The organism is Caldimonas taiwanensis NBRC 104434 (genome assembly GCF_001592165.1).
Classification (GTDB): domain Bacteria; phylum Pseudomonadota; class Gammaproteobacteria; order Burkholderiales; family Burkholderiaceae_C; genus Caldimonas; species Caldimonas manganoxidans.
In genome coordinates, this window is the sequence record NZ_BCWK01000008.1 from 55,925 (window position 1) to 72,682 (window position 16,758).

14 protein-coding genes and 1 other RNA gene are annotated in these 16,758 nt (G+C 66.3%); all 15 read right to left on the bottom strand.

Features of this window, described 5'->3' with window-relative positions:
* Positions 1-4 precede the first annotated feature (4 nt).
* The 15 genes from CTA01S_RS08695 to CTA01S_RS08765 all read right to left on the bottom strand — a co-directional run bounded on the left by CTA01S_RS08695 (position 5) and on the right by CTA01S_RS08765 (position 16,753).
* Positions 5-973 carry a D-alanine--D-alanine ligase gene (locus CTA01S_RS08695; protein ID WP_019561394.1) on the bottom strand — a complete coding sequence of 323 codons (969 nt, stop codon included), beginning with the start codon at positions 971-973 and terminating at the stop codon, positions 5-7.
* Positions 970-2,379 (bottom strand): UDP-N-acetylmuramate--L-alanine ligase, encoded by a 1,410-nt coding sequence (murC, locus tag CTA01S_RS08700; protein ID WP_062194625.1) that lies wholly within the window; start codon positions 2,377-2,379, stop codon positions 970-972. The genes CTA01S_RS08695 and murC overlap by 4 nt, the downstream gene beginning before the upstream one ends.
* Entirely contained in the window at positions 2,376-3,461 is a 1,086-nt protein-coding gene (gene murG / locus CTA01S_RS08705; RefSeq protein ID WP_084362380.1) for an undecaprenyldiphospho-muramoylpentapeptide beta-N-acetylglucosaminyltransferase, read from the bottom strand. Before murG ends, murC begins: the two co-directional genes overlap by 4 nt.
* 17 nt (positions 3,462-3,478) lie before the next feature.
* Positions 3,479-4,747 (bottom strand): putative lipid II flippase FtsW, encoded by a 1,269-nt coding sequence (gene ftsW / locus CTA01S_RS08710; RefSeq protein ID WP_062194631.1) that lies wholly within the window; start codon positions 4,745-4,747, stop codon positions 3,479-3,481.
* Positions 4,744-6,528 (bottom strand): UDP-N-acetylmuramoyl-L-alanine--D-glutamate ligase, encoded by a 1,785-nt coding sequence (murD, locus tag CTA01S_RS08715; RefSeq protein ID WP_019561390.1) that lies wholly within the window; start codon positions 6,526-6,528, stop codon positions 4,744-4,746. The genes ftsW and murD overlap by 4 nt, the downstream gene beginning before the upstream one ends.
* A gap of 22 nt (positions 6,529-6,550) precedes the next feature.
* Positions 6,551-7,729 carry a phospho-N-acetylmuramoyl-pentapeptide-transferase gene (gene mraY, locus CTA01S_RS08720; protein WP_019561389.1) on the bottom strand — a complete coding sequence of 393 codons (1,179 nt, stop codon included), beginning with the start codon at positions 7,727-7,729 and terminating at the stop codon, positions 6,551-6,553.
* Complete coding sequence (locus CTA01S_RS08725) at positions 7,723-9,168, bottom strand: UDP-N-acetylmuramoyl-tripeptide--D-alanyl-D-alanine ligase (protein WP_062194635.1); 1,446 nt, start codon at positions 9,166-9,168, stop codon at positions 7,723-7,725. The genes mraY and CTA01S_RS08725 overlap by 7 nt, the downstream gene beginning before the upstream one ends.
* The gene (locus tag CTA01S_RS08730) at positions 9,165-10,646 is read right to left on the bottom strand and encodes a UDP-N-acetylmuramoyl-L-alanyl-D-glutamate--2,6-diaminopimelate ligase (protein WP_019561387.1); all 1,482 of its coding nucleotides are present in this window, start codon (positions 10,644-10,646) and stop codon (positions 9,165-9,167) included. The genes CTA01S_RS08725 and CTA01S_RS08730 overlap by 4 nt, the downstream gene beginning before the upstream one ends.
* On the bottom strand, positions 10,646-12,469 hold the full coding sequence (locus CTA01S_RS08735) for a peptidoglycan D,D-transpeptidase FtsI family protein (RefSeq protein ID WP_019561386.1): 1,824 nt from the start codon (positions 12,467-12,469) through the stop codon (positions 10,646-10,648). The genes CTA01S_RS08730 and CTA01S_RS08735 overlap by 1 nt, the downstream gene beginning before the upstream one ends.
* Positions 12,466-12,762, bottom strand: a complete 297-nt coding sequence (gene ftsL / locus CTA01S_RS08740; RefSeq protein ID WP_019561385.1) for a cell division protein FtsL — start codon at positions 12,760-12,762, stop codon at positions 12,466-12,468. Before ftsL ends, CTA01S_RS08735 begins: the two co-directional genes overlap by 4 nt.
* Positions 12,759-13,721 carry a 16S rRNA (cytosine(1402)-N(4))-methyltransferase RsmH gene (rsmH, locus tag CTA01S_RS08745; RefSeq protein ID WP_019561384.1) on the bottom strand — a complete coding sequence of 321 codons (963 nt, stop codon included), beginning with the start codon at positions 13,719-13,721 and terminating at the stop codon, positions 12,759-12,761. The genes ftsL and rsmH overlap by 4 nt, the downstream gene beginning before the upstream one ends.
* Before the next feature lie 5 nt (positions 13,722-13,726).
* The gene (gene mraZ / locus CTA01S_RS08750) at positions 13,727-14,158 is read right to left on the bottom strand and encodes a division/cell wall cluster transcriptional repressor MraZ (protein ID WP_019561383.1); all 432 of its coding nucleotides are present in this window, start codon (positions 14,156-14,158) and stop codon (positions 13,727-13,729) included.
* 240 nt (positions 14,159-14,398) lie between these two features.
* Entirely contained in the window at positions 14,399-15,655 is a 1,257-nt protein-coding gene (locus CTA01S_RS08755; RefSeq protein ID WP_019561382.1) for a multidrug effflux MFS transporter, read from the bottom strand.
* A 16-nt stretch (positions 15,656-15,671) separates the two neighbouring features.
* An RNA gene (gene rnpB, locus CTA01S_RS08760) (RNase P RNA component class A) lies at positions 15,672-16,002 on the bottom strand.
* The gene (locus CTA01S_RS08765; protein WP_062194641.1) at positions 16,001-16,753 is read right to left on the bottom strand and encodes a DUF3025 domain-containing protein; all 753 of its coding nucleotides are present in this window, start codon (positions 16,751-16,753) and stop codon (positions 16,001-16,003) included. Before CTA01S_RS08765 ends, rnpB begins: the two co-directional genes overlap by 2 nt.
* Between the last annotated feature and the right edge of the window lie 5 nt (positions 16,754-16,758).

Below are 16,758 nucleotides of genomic sequence, written 5' to 3' on the forward strand. Positions count from 1 at the left end.
TGGTTCAGGGGTGCACGGTGTGTTCCAACGCGGCCTGCGACACCAACCACAGGCACAGCTGCTCATACGACAAACCGGCCGCGCGCGCCGACATGGGCACCAAGGAATGGCCCGTCATCCCCGGCGATGTGTTGATCTCCAAGAGGAACGGACGGCGGTCGCTGGCGCGGATCATCACGTCGGCACGCCCCCACCCTCGGCACCCCAGGGTGCGATAGGCCTGCACGACGATGCGTTGAATCTCGCGCTCTTCTTCGGCGGGCAGACCACTTGGGCAGTGGTACTGCGTGGTGTCGGTGAAATACTTGTTCTGATAGTCGTAATTGCCTTGCGGCGCCACGATGCGGATGACCGGCAGCGCCTGGGCCGAGGCCCCCTCCCCCAGCACCGGGCAGGTGGTCTCGTCTCCGGCAATGAACTCCTCGCACAACACCTCGGTGTCATAGGACGAGGCCAGCGCATAGGCAGCGTCGCATTGCTCCACACGTTCCACCTTGGTCAGTCCGAGGGTGGAGCCTTCCCGCGCAGGCTTGACGATCATCGGCGCGCCCAGGGCTTGCAAGGCCGCGCGGGTTTCTTCGGCACTGGTCACCAAACGCCAATCCGGCGTAGGCAGCCCCTCGAAACGCCACACTCGCTTGGCCATGACCTTGTCCATGGCCATGCTGGAAGCCATCACGCCCGAGCCCGTGTAGGGAATGCGCAGCAGCTCCAGGGCGCCTTGGACGGTGCCGTCCTCACCGAAGCGGCCGTGCAGGGCGATGAAGCAGCGATCGAAGCCTTCCCGCTTGAGTTCGGACAAGTCGCGCTGGGCCGGATCGAAGGCGTGGGCATCGACCCCTTGAGACAGCAGCGCCTGCAGCACCCCGGTGCCAGACATCAGCGAGACTTCGCGCTCGGCAGACAGGCCGCCCATCAGCACGGCCACCTTGCCCAGCGCTTTGACATCGATCGAAGACGGATCGAACTTCATGCGGCTTCCTTCAACAACTCGAGCACCTGGGCGGGTACCCCGCCGATGCTGCCCGCCCCCATGGTGATGACCACATCGCCATCGCGCGCATGGTCCAGGATGGCTTGGGCCATGTCGCCGATCTCGTCGACGAACACCGGATCGAGCTTGCCCGCCACACGCAGGGCACGCGCCAGCGAGCGCCCATCGGCAGCCACGATGGGCGTCTCGCCAGCGGCATAGACCTCGGTGAGCAGCACCACATCGGCCCCTTGGCCAATGACCTTGACAAAGTCTTCGAAGCAGTCGCGCGTGCGGGTGTAGCGGTGCGGCTGAAACGCCAACACCAGTCGGCGGCCCGGGAACGCCCCGCGTGCAGCCGCCAGCGTGGCAGCCATCTCCGCCGGGTGATGGCCATAGTCGTCGATCAGGGTGAATCGACCGCCCCCCTTGGCCGGCAGGTCCCCATAGCGCTGGAAGCGCCGCCCCACCCCTTTGAACTCGGCCAAGGCCTTGAGCACCGGCGCATCGGGCAGCTCCAGCTCCGTGCACACTGCGATGACGGCCAGGGCGTTGAGCACGTTGTGCTCACCCGGCAGGTTGAGCGTGACTTCCAGGTCGGGCATGGCCACGCCATTGCGACGCTGGCAGACGAAGCGCATCTGCGCCCCCTCGGCGCGAACATCGACGGCACGCACCTGCACATCCTCCCCGAAACCGTAGGTGATCACCGGGCGTGAAATCATCGGAATGATCGAGCGCACACCGGGGTCGTCGGCGCACAGAATCGCCGCGCCGTAAAACGGCATGCGGTGCAGGAAATCGACGAAAGCCGCCTTCAGCCGCGCATAGTCGTGCCCATAGGTTTCCATGTGGTCGGCATCGATGTTGGTGACGACCGAGACGATGGGCATCAGGTTGAGAAATGAAGCATCGGATTCATCGGCCTCGACGACGATGTACTGACCCGATCCCAATCGAGAGTTGGCGCCGGCACTGTTCAAGCGCCCACCGATCACGAAGGTGGGATCGACGCCGGCTTCGCCCAACGCACTGGCCACCAAGCTGGTGGTCGTGGTCTTGCCATGCGTGCCAGCGATGGCGATGCCCTGCTTGAGCCGCATCAACTCGGCCAGCATCACCGCGCGCGGCACCACCGGCACGCGGCGCGCGCGCGCGGCGATCACCTCGGGGTTGTCGCCACGCACCGCCGTGGAGATGACGATGGCGTCGGCTCCAGCGATGTTCTGCGCATCGTGGCCGATCATCACCTTCAGGCCCAAAGCGGCCAATCGGCGCACGGTGGCGCTGTCGGCCTGGTCGGAGCCGGACACGGTGTACCCCAGGTTGAACAGCACTTCGGCGATGCCGCTCATCCCGGCCCCACCGATGCCGACGAAATGGATGTGTTTGACGGCGTGTTTCATCGCGCCCCTCCATGGTGGGCTTGCACCAGCTTTTCGATTTCGTCGGCCACGCGGGCGGCTGCACGCGGGCGTGCCAGGCTGCGGGCTTTGCGCGCCATGGCCACGAGGGTGTCGCGGTCCAGGCCGCACAGCAGCTCGGCCAAACGCTCGGGCGTGAGTTCGTCTTGCGGCAGGTGCAGGGCCGCCCCATGCTGAGCCATGTACTGGGCGTTGTCGCGCTGGTGGGAAGTGGTGCTCACCAGCAGCGGGACCAGCACGCTGGCCACGCCGGCGGCGCACAACTCGCTGACGGTGACCGCGCCGGCTCGGCACACGACCACATCGCACTCGGCCAAGCGGCGCGCCATGTCATCGATGAAGGGCAGCACCTCGACCTCGTGGTCGGGATCCAAGCCTTCGGCCCGGTACAGGGCCTTGACCGCATCGCGGTTGAGCGCACCGGTCTGATGCACGACGCGCGGCCGCTGGTCCACGGGAATCCGCGCCAGTGCCTTGGGCAGCGTCTCGTTGAGCACGCGCGAGCCCAGGCTGCCGCCCACCACCAACACGCGCAAGGGCCCGTGTCGGCCGGCAAAGCGCTCCTCGGGGCCGGGCATGGCTTCGATGTCTTCGCGCACCGGGTTGCCAGTGACCACCGCGCGCTTGGTCTTGACCGCAGCGGCGCCGTCGAAGCCGAACGCCACCGCATCGGCCACGGGCAACAGCGCACGGTTGCTCATCAGCAAAGAGGCGTCGGCGTTCACCAACACCAGCGGCTTCAGACGCGCAGCGGCCATCAGGCCACCAGGGAAACACACATAGCCGCCCATGCCCAGCACGGCATCGGCCCGGCGCTGGCCCAGAATGCGCCAGCAGGAGACGAAGGCTGCCAGCAAACGCAGTCCTCCGGTGAGGGTGTGCCACCAGCCCTTGCCGCGCAACCCCGTGAAGGCAATGGTATCCAGCGCGATACCGGCGGCCGGCACCAAGCGGTTTTCCATGCCGGTGGTGGTGCCCAGCCAGCTCACGCTCCATCCCCGGCGCTGCATCTCCTGGGCCACGGCCAACCCTGGAATGATGTGCCCCCCGGTGCCGGCGGCCATGATGACGAGGTGATGGCTCACGTGCGTCCCCCCCGCATGAGCTGCCTGTTTTCGATGTCCACGCGCAGCACCACGGCAATGGCGATGCAATTCATCAAGATGGCCGACCCACCGTAGCTCAACAGCGGCAAGGTCAAGCCCTTGGTGGGCAGCACGCCCAGATTCACGCCCATGTTGATGAAGGCCTGCCCCCCCATCCAAATACCGATGCCCTGGGCCAGCAGACCCGAAAAGACGCGGTCCAGCGCAATGGCTTGGCGACCAATGTGAAAGATGCGTCGCGTGAGCCAGAAAAATGCGACGATCACCGCAGCCACGCCGACGAAGCCCAGCTCCTCGCCGATCACGGCCAGCAGGAAGTCCGTGTGAGCCTCGGGCAAGTAGTGCAGCTTCTCGACGCTGGAGCCCAATCCCTGGCCAAAAATCTCGCCGCGACCGAAGGCAATGAGCGAATGCGACAGCTGGTAGGCCTTGCCCAGGGTGTAAGCCTCGTTCCACGGATCGAGATAGGCGAAGATGCGCTCGCGCCGCCACTCGCTGACGCTGATCATCACGACGAAGGCCGCCACGATGAGCGCAGCCATCAGGAAGAACATGCGTCCGTTCACCCCACCCAGGAAAAGAATGCCCATCGCGATGGCGGCGATCACCATGAAGGCCCCCATGTCGGGCTGGGCCAGCAATAGCAGGCCCACCACCACCAGCGCGGCGGCCATGGGCGCCACGGCCTGGAAGAAGCGTTGCTTGACCTCCATCTTTCGCACCATGTAGCCCGCGGCATACATCGCGATGGCCAGCTTGGCCAGCTCGGAGGGCTGGAAATTCAAAAAGCCCATCGGAATCCAGCGACGCGCGCCATTGACGCCTTTGCCAATGAAGGGCAGCAACACGACCACCAACAACGCGAGCGCCCCCACGAACAGCCAAGGCGCGTATTTTTCCCAGGCCTGCATCGGGACTTGCAGCACGGCCAGGCTGGCGATGAAAGCCAGTCCGATCGATAGTGCATGCCGGAGGAGGAAATGCGTGGACGCATAACGCGAGAAGCGCGGATTGTCCGGCAAAGCCACGGAAGCCGAATACACCATCACCAAGCCGAGCGCGAGCAAGGCCACGACCACCCACACCAAGGTTTGGTCGAAGCCTTGCAGACGAGCAGGCCGGCCAGTGGCCACCCAGTCGCGCACCGGCACGTCGCGCCCTTTTCGGCCGCCGGCGGCCGGCCACAGGCAGCGCAGGCGCGCCTTGAAGGCGTCCCAGCCGGTGGTGCGAGACGCCGCGGTCATACCACCTCACCCCGCTCTTGGGCCAAAGCGCGCACGGCCGCCACGAACACTTCGGCGCGATGCTCGTAGTTGCGGAACATGTCCAGGCTCGCACACGCCGGACTCATGAGCACGACATCGCCAGTTTCGGCCCGCTCGGCACAGCCGCGCACGGCGGCTTCCAGACTGTCGAAACGCGCAAGCGCCACCCCAGTGCCGGCCAGCGCCGCCTCCAAGGCCGGGGCATCACGCCCGATCAATGCCACGAAGCGTGCATGACGCGACACCGGATCGGCCAGTGGCGTGAAATCCTGGCCCTTGCCGTCACCGCCCAAGATCACCAGCAGCCGGCGCCCCAGGCGGTCGGCCCCCAGCCCGAGCAGCGCCGCCACCGTGGCGCCGACATTGGTGCCCTTGCTGTCATCCACATAGTCCACACCGCCGACGGTGGCCACATGCTGCACCCGGTGGGGCTCGCCGGCGTACTCACGCAAGCCGTGCAGCATGGGCGCCAACGGACAGCCGATGGCCGTGGCCAAGGCCAGGGCCGCCAAGGCGTTGGCGGCATTGTGTCGGCCTCGCACGCGCAGCGCATCGGCGGGCATCAAGCGCTGGAGCACCAGTTCCTCATCGGCTTCATCCTTGCGGCGACGGGTCGCTTTGTGCGGCTCATCGCTGGGCAGGGCTCGCACCAGCCAGGCCATGCCCGCATCCACGACCAACCCGAAATCACCCGGATGGCTGGGCGCATCCAACCCGAATCGCACCACGGACCGTTCGATCACTTTGGCCGTACGCCCTTTGCCGACGGTCTGTGGCGCCGGCACCATCGCCTCGACCCGAGGGTCGTCACGGTTGATGACCATCACCGCCTCGCGACCAAAGATGCGCGCCTTGGCCGCCGCATACGCATCCATGCTGCCGTGCCAGTCCAGATGATCTTGGCTGAGGTTGAGCACCGTGGCCGCGCTCGGCTCGAAGCCTTGCACGCCGTCGAGCTGAAAGCTCGACAACTCCAACACCCACACCTCTGGCAGGTGCTCGAACACCGGCGGCGCAGGCGGGGGCGGCGCCAGCGGCAGCACTGGCTCGCTTTCACCGGTGAGGGCCGCAACGGCCTCCAGCGTCTCCTCGATGTGGCGTTCGGCCGCATGGATGGCATCGACGGCCTGGGCGTCTTCGTCCGGGGCGGCGACGTCTTTATGCGATTCGGCCGCCTCGGCCAGCGGCGCGGTGTCCTGCGCTTGCGGGCCGGTGTGCGTCGGCTCGACTGCGGTGGGCACCTCGGGTTCGAGGTCCAAGGCCTGCCCGAGGGTGTCGAGCATGGTCGGCCCAATGTTGCCGGCCGTGGCCACGCGACGGCCGGCACGCTCGATGAGCAGCGCGGCCATCGCCGTGGTGGTGGTCTTGCCATTGGTCCCGGTGATGGCCACGACCTTGGGCGCATAGCGGCGCTCGGCCTTCAGATCGGCCAGTGCGCGGGCAAAGAGATCCAATTCCCCTTGCACCGGCACGGACCGCCGCGCCGCTTCGGCCAGCAGGCCCTGCAACCGCGGGTCGTGGGGGGACAGACCAGGGCTCTTGAGAATGCGTTGCACGCCCTCGACCCACGAGGGCATGGCCTCGCCACAGAACAACTCGACTTGCGGCAGTTCCTGGCGCAGCACCTGGGCCTGCGGGGGCTGCGCACGCGAATCCCAGACCTTCACCCGGGCCCCGCAACGCACGCACCAGCGCGCCATGGCCAAGCCCGACGCGCCCAGCCCGAGCACGAGAACGGTGATGCCTTGCAGGTCCTTCATGGTCAGTGTGCGATGTTCCCGTTCAACGCAGCTTCAACGAGGCCAAGCCCATCAGGCACAGCAGCATGGTGATGATCCAGAAGCGCACCACCACCTGCGTCTCGGCCCAGCCGGATTTCTCGAAGTGGTGGTGCAGTGGCGCCATCTTGAGAATGCGCCGGCCCTCGCCGTACTTGCGTTTGGTGTATTTGAAATAGACGACTTGCACCATCACGGACAGGGCTTCGACGACGAAGATGCCCCCCATGACGGCCAGCAGGATCTCCTGACGCGTGATGACGGCGATCGTGCCCAGCGCACCGCCCAGGGCCAAGGCCCCGACATCGCCCATGAAAACCTGGGCCGGATGGGTGTTGAACCACAGAAACGCCAGCCCCGCACCGGCCATCGCCGCGCAGAAGATCAACAGCTCGCCCACGCCAGGGATGTAGGGAAACAGCAGATAGCGCGAGTACACCGCATTGCCCACCACGTAGGCGAACACCCCCAGGGCCGAGCCCACCATCACCACCGGCATGATGGCCAGGCCGTCCAGGCCGTCGGTGAGATTGACGGCATTGCTCGAACCGACGATGACCAGATAGCTCAGGATGATGAAGCCCCAAACCCCCAGCGGATAGCTCACCGTCTTGAAGAAGGGCACGAACAAATCCGCATTGGGTGGCAGCGGGTTGGAAAATCCCGACTGCACCCAGCGCACGAACAGTTCGAGCACGCGCAGGTTGGACGACTCCGACACCGCGAACGCCAAGAATGTGGCCGCGGTCAAACCGATCACCGATTGCCAGAAGTACTTCTCGCGCGAGCGCATGCCCTCGGGGTTCTTCTGCACGACCTTGCGCCAGTCATCCACCCAGCCGATGGCGCCCATCCCCAAGGTCACCAGCAACACGATCCAGACGAAGCGGTTGGACCAGTCGAACCACAGCAGGGTCGACACCGTCATGCCCAGCAAGATCAACACGCCACCCATGGTGGGCGTGCCGCGCTTGGACAGATGGGCTTGCACACCGTACTCGCGGATGGGCTGACCGATCTTCAGCTCGGTGAGCTTGCGGATGACCCACGGACCGAACACCAAGCCGATGAGCAATGCCGTCATGGCCGCCATGACCGCGCGGAAGGTGAGGTACTGCACCACCCGCAAGAACCCGAGTTCCGGCGACAGCCCTTGCAGCCATTGCGCCAACGTGATCAGCATGGCTGGTCCTTTCCCTGCACATGGGTGGGCCCTTGGAAACGGCCCGCCTCGGCAGGCACCGCAGCAGCCCGTGCCTGCAGCGCCTGCACCATCTGTTCCATCTTCATGAATCGCGATCCTTTGACCAGCACACTGCGTGCGCCACTTGGCCGCTGCCCCAACGCCGCCACGGCATCGGCGGTGGAGGCGAAATGGACCGCCCCCGCCCCATGCGCACGGGCGGCATGCAGGCTTTGCGCTCCCACGGCCCACAACATGTCGATGCCGCGCTCGCGCGCATAAGCCCCGACCTCGGCGTGAAAGGCCGGGCCCTGGTCTCCGACCTCGCCCATGTCTCCCAGCACCAACCAACGCGGAGCAGGCAGTTCGGCCAACACGTCGATGGCCGCCCGCACGGAGTCAGGGTTGGCGTTGTAGCTGTCATCGACCAGCAGCAGCGGGGCCCCGTCGAGCACCAGCGCCTGCAGTTGCGAGCGCCCACGCACGGGCACGAAGCGTTGCAGGCCTTGCGCGATCGCTTCCAGCGGCGCACCGGCCGCCAAGGCACAGGCCGTGGCGGCCAGCGCGTTGTGGATGTTGTGACGCCCGGCAATGTGCAGCTGCGTCTCGAACCGGCCCATGGGTGTATCGACCTGCAGCATCCAACCGGTGTCGCTCCACTGGGCTTGACCTCGCACATCGGCCTGCTGCTGCTCGCCGAAGACCCAAACCGGCCGCGCGCCCGCCAAGCTGCGCCACAGTTCCGTGTAGGCATCCTCGGCTGGAAAGACGGCCACGCCCTTGGGCCCCAAGGCCTCGATCACCGCCCCGTTTTCGCGAGCCACGGCCTCCACACCGTGCATGAATTCCTGGTGTTCGCGCTGCGCGTTGTTGACCAAGGCCACCGTGGGGGCAGCCCAGCGCGCCAGCTGAGCGATCTCGCCCGGGTGGTTCATGCCCAGCTCGACCACGGCCACCCGGTGCCAGGTCTGGTCGTCCTGCCGCAGGCGCAACAGGGTCAGTGGCACACCAATGTCGTTATTGAAGTTGCCTTGCGTGGCCAAAGCAGCCGCGTCTCCCACCCAGGCCCGCAGGATGGAGGCGATCATCTGCGTGACGGTGGTCTTGCCGTTGCTGCCGGTCACCGCAATGAGCGGCAATTGCATGCGTGCTCGCCATCCGGCGGCCAGCTGTCCCAACGCAGCGCGCGTGTCGTGCACCAACAAGCCCGGCAGACCGGCCTCGTTCAGCCCGCGCTCGGCCACGGCGGCGGCCGCACCGGCGGCGCGCGCTTGCGCCAAGAACTCGTGCGCGTCGAAGCGCTGGCCGCGCAGCGCCACGAACAAGTCCCCCGCTTGCAAGCTGCGCGTGTCGGTGTGCACGCGCAGCAGCCGAGTCTGCCCATCGCCCACCAGAGTGGAGCCGGGCAGCAGGCTGTGAGCCAAGGACAAGGTCATCATGCGCGCAACCTCCGCGCCCGCTGCGCCGCGCGGGCCTCCTCCACGTCCGAGAAGGGCAGGCGTTGGCCGGCAATCTCTTGATAGTCCTCGTGGCCCTTGCCCGCCAGCAAGATGACGTCGCGCGGGTCGGCCGCCGCCACCGCGGTGGCAATCGCCAGACGCCGGTCTTCGATCGCCTGCAACGTGGGAGCCGGACGCATGCCCGCGACGATCTGCTCGATGATGCGCATCGGCGGCTCGCTGCGCGGGTTGTCGCTGGTGACGATGACACGGTCAGCACGCGCTTGGGCGATCGCGCCCATCTGGGGACGCTTGCTGCTGTCGCGATCGCCGCCGCAGCCAAAGACACACCACAGCGCCCCGCCTCGCTCGCGAACAAAGGGCCTCAAGGCGCTCAGCGCCTTGTCCAAGGCATCGGGCGTGTGGGCGTAGTCCACGACCACCGAGGCCACGCCCTCTTCGTCCAGGCGCTGCATGCGCCCGGGCACGGGCCCCAGCGACTGCAAAGCATGCGCGGCCTGCTCCAGCGGCACCCCCAGGGCTCGCAGACACCCGGCCACGGCCAGCAGGTTGTATACGTTGTACTGGCCGATCAGCGCGGTGCGCACCGGCACGCACTGCGAGCCTTCACACAAATCGAAGCCCAGGCCACTGCTGCCGTAGCCCACTGCGCGGGCCTGCAAGCCGGCTGCGCCGTGCAGGCCATAGGTCCACACATCGGCGCTACGTCCACGCAAGCGCTCCAGCAGGTCTTCTCCCTTGGGGTCGTCGAGGTTCACGACCGCCGCACGCAACCCCGGCCAAGCAAAGAGCTGCGCCTTGGCTTCCCAGTAGGCAGCCATGCCGCCGTGATAGTCCAAGTGGTCGCGCGTGAAGTTCGTAAACGCCGCCACAGCCATGCGTGTGCCGTCCAAACGCCGCTCCTCCAGGCCGATCGAGGAGGCCTCGATGGCACAGGCCTGCAGGCCCTGATCGACGAAGGCGCGCAAGCTGCGGTGCAACGTGACGGGGTCGGGCGTGGTCAACCCGGTGGCGCTGAGCGCGCCCGGCCGCCCCACGCCCAAGGTGCCGACCAAACCACAGGGGCGCCCCAAGGCCGTCAATGCCTGCGCCACCCACCACGCGGTCGAGGTCTTGCCATTGGTGCCCGTCACGGCCACGAGGTCCAGCTGGGACGAAGGGTGCCCAAACCAATGGTCGGCCAGCACGCCGGCGGCGGCCTTCAAGCCAGACAAAGCGGCAATGCGCTCATCGTCGAAACCGAAGGCCTCGACCCCGTGCCGCTCCACCAGGCAGGCCCGCGCGCCCGCCGCCAGGGCCGCAGCCACGTGCTGGCGCGCATCGGTGGCATGCCCCGGCCAGGCAATGAAAGCCTCACCACCGCGGATGCGCCGGCTGTCGATGGCCAGGTCGGTGCAGCCCTGCTGGCGCAGCCAGTCTTGCGCGGCCATCACGGTGTCAAAGACGCGCACGGACATCAAAAACTCTCCTCCACGCTGTAGGCATGGCGCGCGACGATTTGCGGCTGCACGGCAATGTCGGGCTGCACACCCAACATGCGCAGGCTTTGCTGCACCACTTCGGCAAACACGGGCGCCGCCACCACGCCACCGTAGAACTTGCCCGCCGAAGGCTCGTCGATCATCACCGCCACGACGATGCGCGGCTGTTCCACCGGCGCCAAGCCGACGAACCACGCTCGGTATTTCTTGTCGGCATAGCCCCTGCCCTCTTGCTTGCGCGCCGTGCCGGTCTTGCCGCCGACCGAATAGCCCACGGTCTGGGCCAGCGGCGCCGTCCCGCCCGGGCCGGCAGCCATCTGCAACATGCGTCGCGTGGTTTGGGCCACACGCGGAGAGAACACCCGCACGCCAGGGGCCGGATCGGGGTTTTTCAACAAGGTGACGGGGATGAGCTCCCCATCGCGCGCAAACACGGTATAGGCCCGTGCCAACTGGAACAACGAGACCGACAGGCCATAGCCGTAGCTCATCGTGGCATGCTCGATGGGCCGCCACGTCTTGTAAGGCCGCAGCCGCCCGCTGGCCACGCCCGGGAACGGCAGTTGGGGCTTTTGCCCCAGACCGATCTCGGTGAACATCTCCCACAGCTCGCGCGAGGGAATTTGCTGAGCCAACTTGACGGTGCCGACGTTGCTGGATTTTTGGATCACCTCGGCCACCGTCAGGCGGCCATAGGCATGGGTGTCTCGGATGGTCGAACCGGTGATGCTGATCCAGCCGGCCCCGGTGTCGATCACGGTATTGGGCGAGACGCGCCCGGTTTCCATCGACAAGGCCGCCACGAAAGGCTTCATCGTCGAGCCAGGCTCGAAGGTGTCGGTCAGTGCCCGGTTGCGCAACTGGGCGCCACTGAGATTCTCGCGCTTGGCCGGGTTGTAGCTCGGGTAATTGGCCAGGGCCAGCACCTCGCCGCTGCGCACGTCCAGCACCACCACCGAACCGGCCTGGGCTTTGTGCTCGGCCACGGCATCGCGCAGACGCTGATAGGCAAAGAACTGGATCTTCGAGTCGATGGACAGCTGAATGTCCTGCCCATCGACCGGCGCCACACTCTCGCCGATGTCCTCGACGATGCGCCCCAGCCGATCGCGGATGACACGACGCTGCCCATGGCGGCCGGCCAGCTCGCGCTGAAAGGCCAACTCCACGCCTTCCTGGCCGCGATCCTCGATGTCGGTGAAGCCCACCACATGGGCCACGGCCTCACCCTCGGGATAACGGCGCTTGTACTCCTTGACCTGGTGCACACCCTTGAGCCCCAGCGCCTTGACGCGCTCGGCCACGTCTTCGTCGATCTGCCGACGCAGCCAGACGAAATTCGGATTGTCGCTCAAACGTTTTTCCAACTCGGCTGCGGTCATGCCCAGCAGACGGGCGAGTTCGCGGCGTTGCGCTCGGTCGGCCTCGAAGTCCTTGGGAATGACCCAAATGGACGGCGCCGGCACGCTGGAGGCAAGAATCAGGCCGTTGCGGTCGAGGATGCGACCGCGGTTGGCCGGCAGCTCGAGGGTGCGCGCATAGCGACTCTCGCCCTGACGCTGGAAGAAGTCATTGCCAAAGATTTGCACGTAGGCCGCACGGCACAAAAGCACCATGAACGACAAGCCGATGCAAGCCACGAGGAACTTCGAGCGCCAAGGCGGCGTTTTGGACGCCAGCAGCGGACTGGTGGCATACCGCACCTCGTGCAGCGCATGAGTGGCCCATTTGCGAGGGCGGCGCCGCGGTGCCGAAGGCCGGCGGTCCGAACGCGACACCAGACGGGCAAGCCAGCTCATCGAGCGCCCCCCTGCGCAGCCGAAGCCGCCCCTTCGTAATGGACATACTGCGTCACGGCCGCCGTGGGCGTGCGCATCTGCAGTTTTTCGCGTGCGATTTTTTCCACCCGCAACGGCGTGGCCTGCGCGCGCTTTTCCAGCTGAAGCTGCTCGTGCTCGGTCTCCAGCGCGCGCTCCTCGGCCTGGGCACGCTCGACTTGCACGAACAACCGGCGGGCTTGGTGCGACACATGCACCAAGTACAAGCCACTGACGATCAAGCCCACGAACAGGAGGACATTGAGACGGCTCATGCTCCCCCCAAAGGCGCGGCGGTGCGTTCGGCCACGCGCAAGATGGCCGAGCGCGCACGTGGGTTGGCCTCGACCTCGGCCGGTGAGGGACGAATGCGCGCCACCGCCTTGAGCAGCGGCTCGGGCACGGGCGCCAGACCCAGCGCCTGAGGACTGCCGCGCTCGATGGGGGCACGCGCATGACCCGCGATGAACTGCTTGACGCGACGGTCCTCCAGCGAGTGGAAACTGATCACCGCCAGCCGCCCCCCTGGCGCCAACAGCGACAGCGCGGCGTTCAGCCCTTGTTCGAGCTCCTCAAGCTCGGCGTTGACGAAAATCCGAAGAGCCTGAAAGGTGCGCGTGGCGGGATCCTGGCCCGGCTCGCGCGTCTTGACCGCACGAGCCACGAGCTCGGCAAGCTCGCCCGTGGTTCGAACCGGGCGCCCGCTTTGGCGGCGAGCAACAATCGCCTTTGCAATCTGTACAGCAAACCGTTCTTCCCCATGATGGCGTATGACCTCCGCGATGAGTTTTTCGTCGGCGCGCGCAAGGAACTCGGCCGCAGACTCTCCGCGCGACGGATCCATGCGCATGTCCAAGGGGCCGTCGTGACGGAAAGAAAATCCGCGCGCAGGATCGTCGATCTGCGGCGAGGAGACCCCCAGATCCAGCAGCACGCCATCCACGCGGTCGATACCGCGGCGCGCGCAGACCTGCGCCATCGTCGAAAAACCCGCATGCTCGATGGCAAAACGCGGGTCCTGGACCCGCGCGGCATGGGCAATGGCTTGTGGGTCCTTGTCGAAGACCAGCAACCTGCCACGCGGCGACAGACGCGACAGCAGCAACCTTGAGTGGCCGCCGCGGCCGTAGGTCCCATCGATATAGGTGCCGTCGGGCGTGGTCAGCACAGCCTGCACGGCCTCGTGCAGCAAGACCGTGCGATGCTCGTGAACAGGGGGCGTGGCGCCGCTCATGGCCGTCAGAAACTGAAGTCCTTGAGCACCTCGGGCATGCCCTGCTGCATGACCGCCGCCTCGTGGGCGGCATAGCGCTCGGCATCCCATAGCTCGAAATGGCTGCCCATGCCCAGCAGCATCACGTCCTTGTTCAAGCCGGCCGCTGCGCGCAATTCGGGCGAGATCAGTACGCGCGAGGCCCCATCGATTTCCACATCCTGGGCATTGCCCAGAAAGATGCGCTTCCAGCCAGCCGCCGACATCGGCAGCGCCGCGATCTTGTCGCGAAACTGCTCCCAGGCCGGACGAGGAAAGACCATCAGGCAACCCTCGGGATGCTTGGTCAGGGTCAGCCGTCCCGCGCACAGGGCGGCCAACACGTCGCGATGCCGCGCCGGGACGGTCAGGCGCCCCTTGGCATCGAGCGACAGGGCAGACGCCCCTTGGAAGACCACTGAAGACACAAAGCCCCACTAAGTTGCACTTTCTCCCACTTTAGCGAGCGCCCCTTCGGCGGTCAAGGAAATTTTGAAAAATTGCCAATGAAATCAACTACTTACAATTGATTTCCAAGAAACGAAGACAAAAAAAGTCCAGCAAAAATAAGGACTTGCAAACAGGTGTGAAAGTGGAGTTTGAGGAGCTTCACCCGCCGGAACGAGGGGGCGCCAGCAAGCGCCGCCCGGCGGGCGCGCTCAGGACGCCGCCGAGGCGATGGCTTCGGACCGATGCGTGCAGCGGCCGATCTCAGGCCAGCGGTGATGGAGATAGACCCAAGCCGCCAGCCCCACGCCCATCAAGCCCAGCGAGGCGGCGGCCAGCGCGACCGTGCTGCCCATCACCAGCGGCGCCAGCACCCCGGCCACGAGGGCATTGGCCAATGAGCCCACGGCCGCCTGCAGCGAGGAGGCCATGCCGCGGCGCTGGGGGAACAGGTCCAGCACCAGCAGTGTGACCACCGGCACCATCAGCGCCCAGCCGAAGGCAAACACCGCGATCGGCCACAGGGCCCAGGACACATGGGCCTGGAACAGCACATTGGCCACCAGATTGAGCCCCCCCACCACGGTCATGATGAGAAAACCGTGGCGGATCTGTCGCTTGGGCGCGATCCGGCCGGCCAGCCGACCGCTGCACCACGACCCGGCCATGATGCCGCCGATGCTCAGCACGAAGAACCAAAAGAACTGGGTCGGCGCGAGCGCCAAGTGCACGCCCAGAAAGGCCGGCGCCGACAGCACATACAGGAACAGCCCATTGAAGGGCACCCCGCTGGCCAGCACCAGCAGCACGAAGCGCGGGTCGCTGCACAGCTGCCAGTAGCCGCGCATCAGGTGGCGCAGCTCGAAGGGCTGGCGATGGTCCATATGCAGCGTCTCGGGCAGCAGCCGGTGATTGGCCACCCACAATGCCACGCCCAGCAAGGCAAGAAACCAGAAAATCAAGTGCCAATCCGACAGCACGAAGATCCAGCCGCCGATGATGGGAGCGATCGCCGGTGCCACGCCGAAATAGATCGTCACCTGGGCCATCACGCGCTGGGCATCCGCGGGCGGGAACATGTCACGGATGATGGCGCGCGAAACCACGATGCCCGCCCCGGTGGACAAGCCCTGCAAGGCACGGAAGAAGACGAGTTGGCCGATGGTTTGCGACAGCGCGCAGCCCGCCGAGGCGATCGTAAACACCGCCAGCCCCCACAGCACCACCGGGCGGCGTCCGAAGCTGTCCGACAGCGCGCCGTGGAAGAGGTTCATGAAGGCAAAGCCCAACAAATAGGCCGACAGCGTCTGCTGCATTTGCACCGGCGTGGCGCCCAATGCGCCAGCAATGCCCGCAAAGGCCGGGAGATAGGTGTCGATGGAAAACGGCCCGAGCATGCCCAGCAGCGCGAGCAACAGGGCCAGGGCCCAGCGCGGAGCGGGCCAGATCTTGTGGGCGTCGGGATTCATCGGCGTTCTTTGGCGTGTGTGAAACAAGCCGATAGGCCGGATTCTGTGCGGCGGGTCGCCCCGCCGTGACCGCCATTCCTCTGGGCCGCCCCTCACGGATGCGGCTCGATGCCACCTACCCGCACACTCCCCGGGCCGGATCGACGTGTGCCTATTTGGTGTTGCTGCGCGTAGAGATTGCCCGTTTCACCCGAACCGCAGCTTGCGCCGCGGCCCGACTCGTCTCTGTTGCTCTGATCCTCGCCTCACGGCGGACAGGTGTTACCTGCTACGCTGCCCTGCGCAGTCCGGACCTTCCTCCAGTGCGGCCTTTCGGCACTTGCACCAGCGGCGGTCTGGCTTGCTTCACATCGTCATTATCTCAGGCTGGTGGCCAGGCCGCCGGCGGTGCGGGCGGAAAACCTCGGCATCGTCGTAAAAAGCGGCCTCCTCATTGGCCGGCCACCAGCCGGGCACCCCGAGCACGGGCAGCGGCAGGAAAGGCTTGGGCGCCAGGCGTTCGGGGGTAAGCCCGAGGTCGGGCGCGGCACCCTCTTCCACCACCCACACATGGGCGGTGAGGCTTTTGTAGGGGGTGACCAACTTTTCCAGCAGCGCGTGGCCAAAGAGCTCCAAGCGCGCCTGGGCCCACAACGTACGGTGATCGATGAAGAGCGCGCGCCAGCGTCGCTCGCGCAGCGCCTGGACCAGCTCGACCGGCGCGCGCAGCAAGGCGGCGTTTTCGTCGAAAAGCGTCAAGGCATCACGCACCGGCCCACGGGTGGCGCCCACCCCGCGCTGCGCGATTTCGGCGGCTTGCAGCTCATTCAAGCGGCGCTTCAGCGCAGGCCGCACGAGCCACATCAAGCCATTGAAGAAATCGTGCAGGTTGTTGCGCGTGGGCACACAACCGGTGCGGAAGATGAAAGCCTCATAGGGCTCGCCGTCGGGCAAGGCCTCCTGGGGCACGAAACGCACCGGGCAACGCACCGAGCCGCCACAGGTGTTGAGTGCGTCGGCCACGCTGGCGCCGGCACGCACCCGCGCTTCGACCGAAGCCCCCACCTGGGCCAACGGCGCCCACCAGGGCCTGCGCCAATCCAAAGCCGGCCAGGTCATCGCCG

Excerpts from the sequence above, each read along its gene's own strand:
- CTA01S_RS08695 (WP_019561394.1), bottom strand. The coding sequence starts at position 973 with ATGAAGTTCGATCCGTCTTCGATCGATGTCAAAGCGCTGGGCAAGGTG.
- CTA01S_RS08765 (WP_062194641.1), bottom strand. The coding sequence starts at position 16,753 with ATGACCTGGCCGGCTTTGGATTGGCGCAGGCCCTGGTGGGCGCCGTTG.
- CTA01S_RS08730 (WP_019561387.1), bottom strand. The coding sequence starts at position 10,646 with ATGTCCGTGCGCGTCTTTGACACCGTGATGGCCGCGCAAGACTGGCTG.
- ftsL (WP_019561385.1), bottom strand. The coding sequence starts at position 12,762 with ATGAGCCGTCTCAATGTCCTCCTGTTCGTGGGCTTGATCGTCAGTGGC.
- ftsW (WP_062194631.1), bottom strand. The coding sequence starts at position 4,747 with ATGACCGCGGCGTCTCGCACCACCGGCTGGGACGCCTTCAAGGCGCGC.
- rsmH (WP_019561384.1), bottom strand. The coding sequence starts at position 13,721 with ATGAGCGGCGCCACGCCCCCTGTTCACGAGCATCGCACGGTCTTGCTG.
- murD (WP_019561390.1), bottom strand. The coding sequence starts at position 6,528 with ATGAAGGACCTGCAAGGCATCACCGTTCTCGTGCTCGGGCTGGGCGCG.
- murC (WP_062194625.1), bottom strand. The coding sequence starts at position 2,379 with ATGAAACACGCCGTCAAACACATCCATTTCGTCGGCATCGGTGGGGCC.
- CTA01S_RS08755 (WP_019561382.1), bottom strand. The coding sequence starts at position 15,655 with ATGAATCCCGACGCCCACAAGATCTGGCCCGCTCCGCGCTGGGCCCTG.
- CTA01S_RS08735 (WP_019561386.1), bottom strand. The coding sequence starts at position 12,469 with ATGAGCTGGCTTGCCCGTCTGGTGTCGCGTTCGGACCGCCGGCCTTCG.
- murG (WP_084362380.1), bottom strand. The coding sequence starts at position 3,461 with ATGGCCGCCGGCACCGGGGGGCACATCATTCCAGGGTTGGCCGTGGCC.
- mraY (WP_019561389.1), bottom strand. The coding sequence starts at position 7,729 with ATGCTGATCACGTTGGCGCAATGGCTGCAAGGGCTGTCGCCGGAACTC.
- CTA01S_RS08725 (WP_062194635.1), bottom strand. The coding sequence starts at position 9,168 with ATGATGACCTTGTCCTTGGCTCACAGCCTGCTGCCCGGCTCCACTCTG.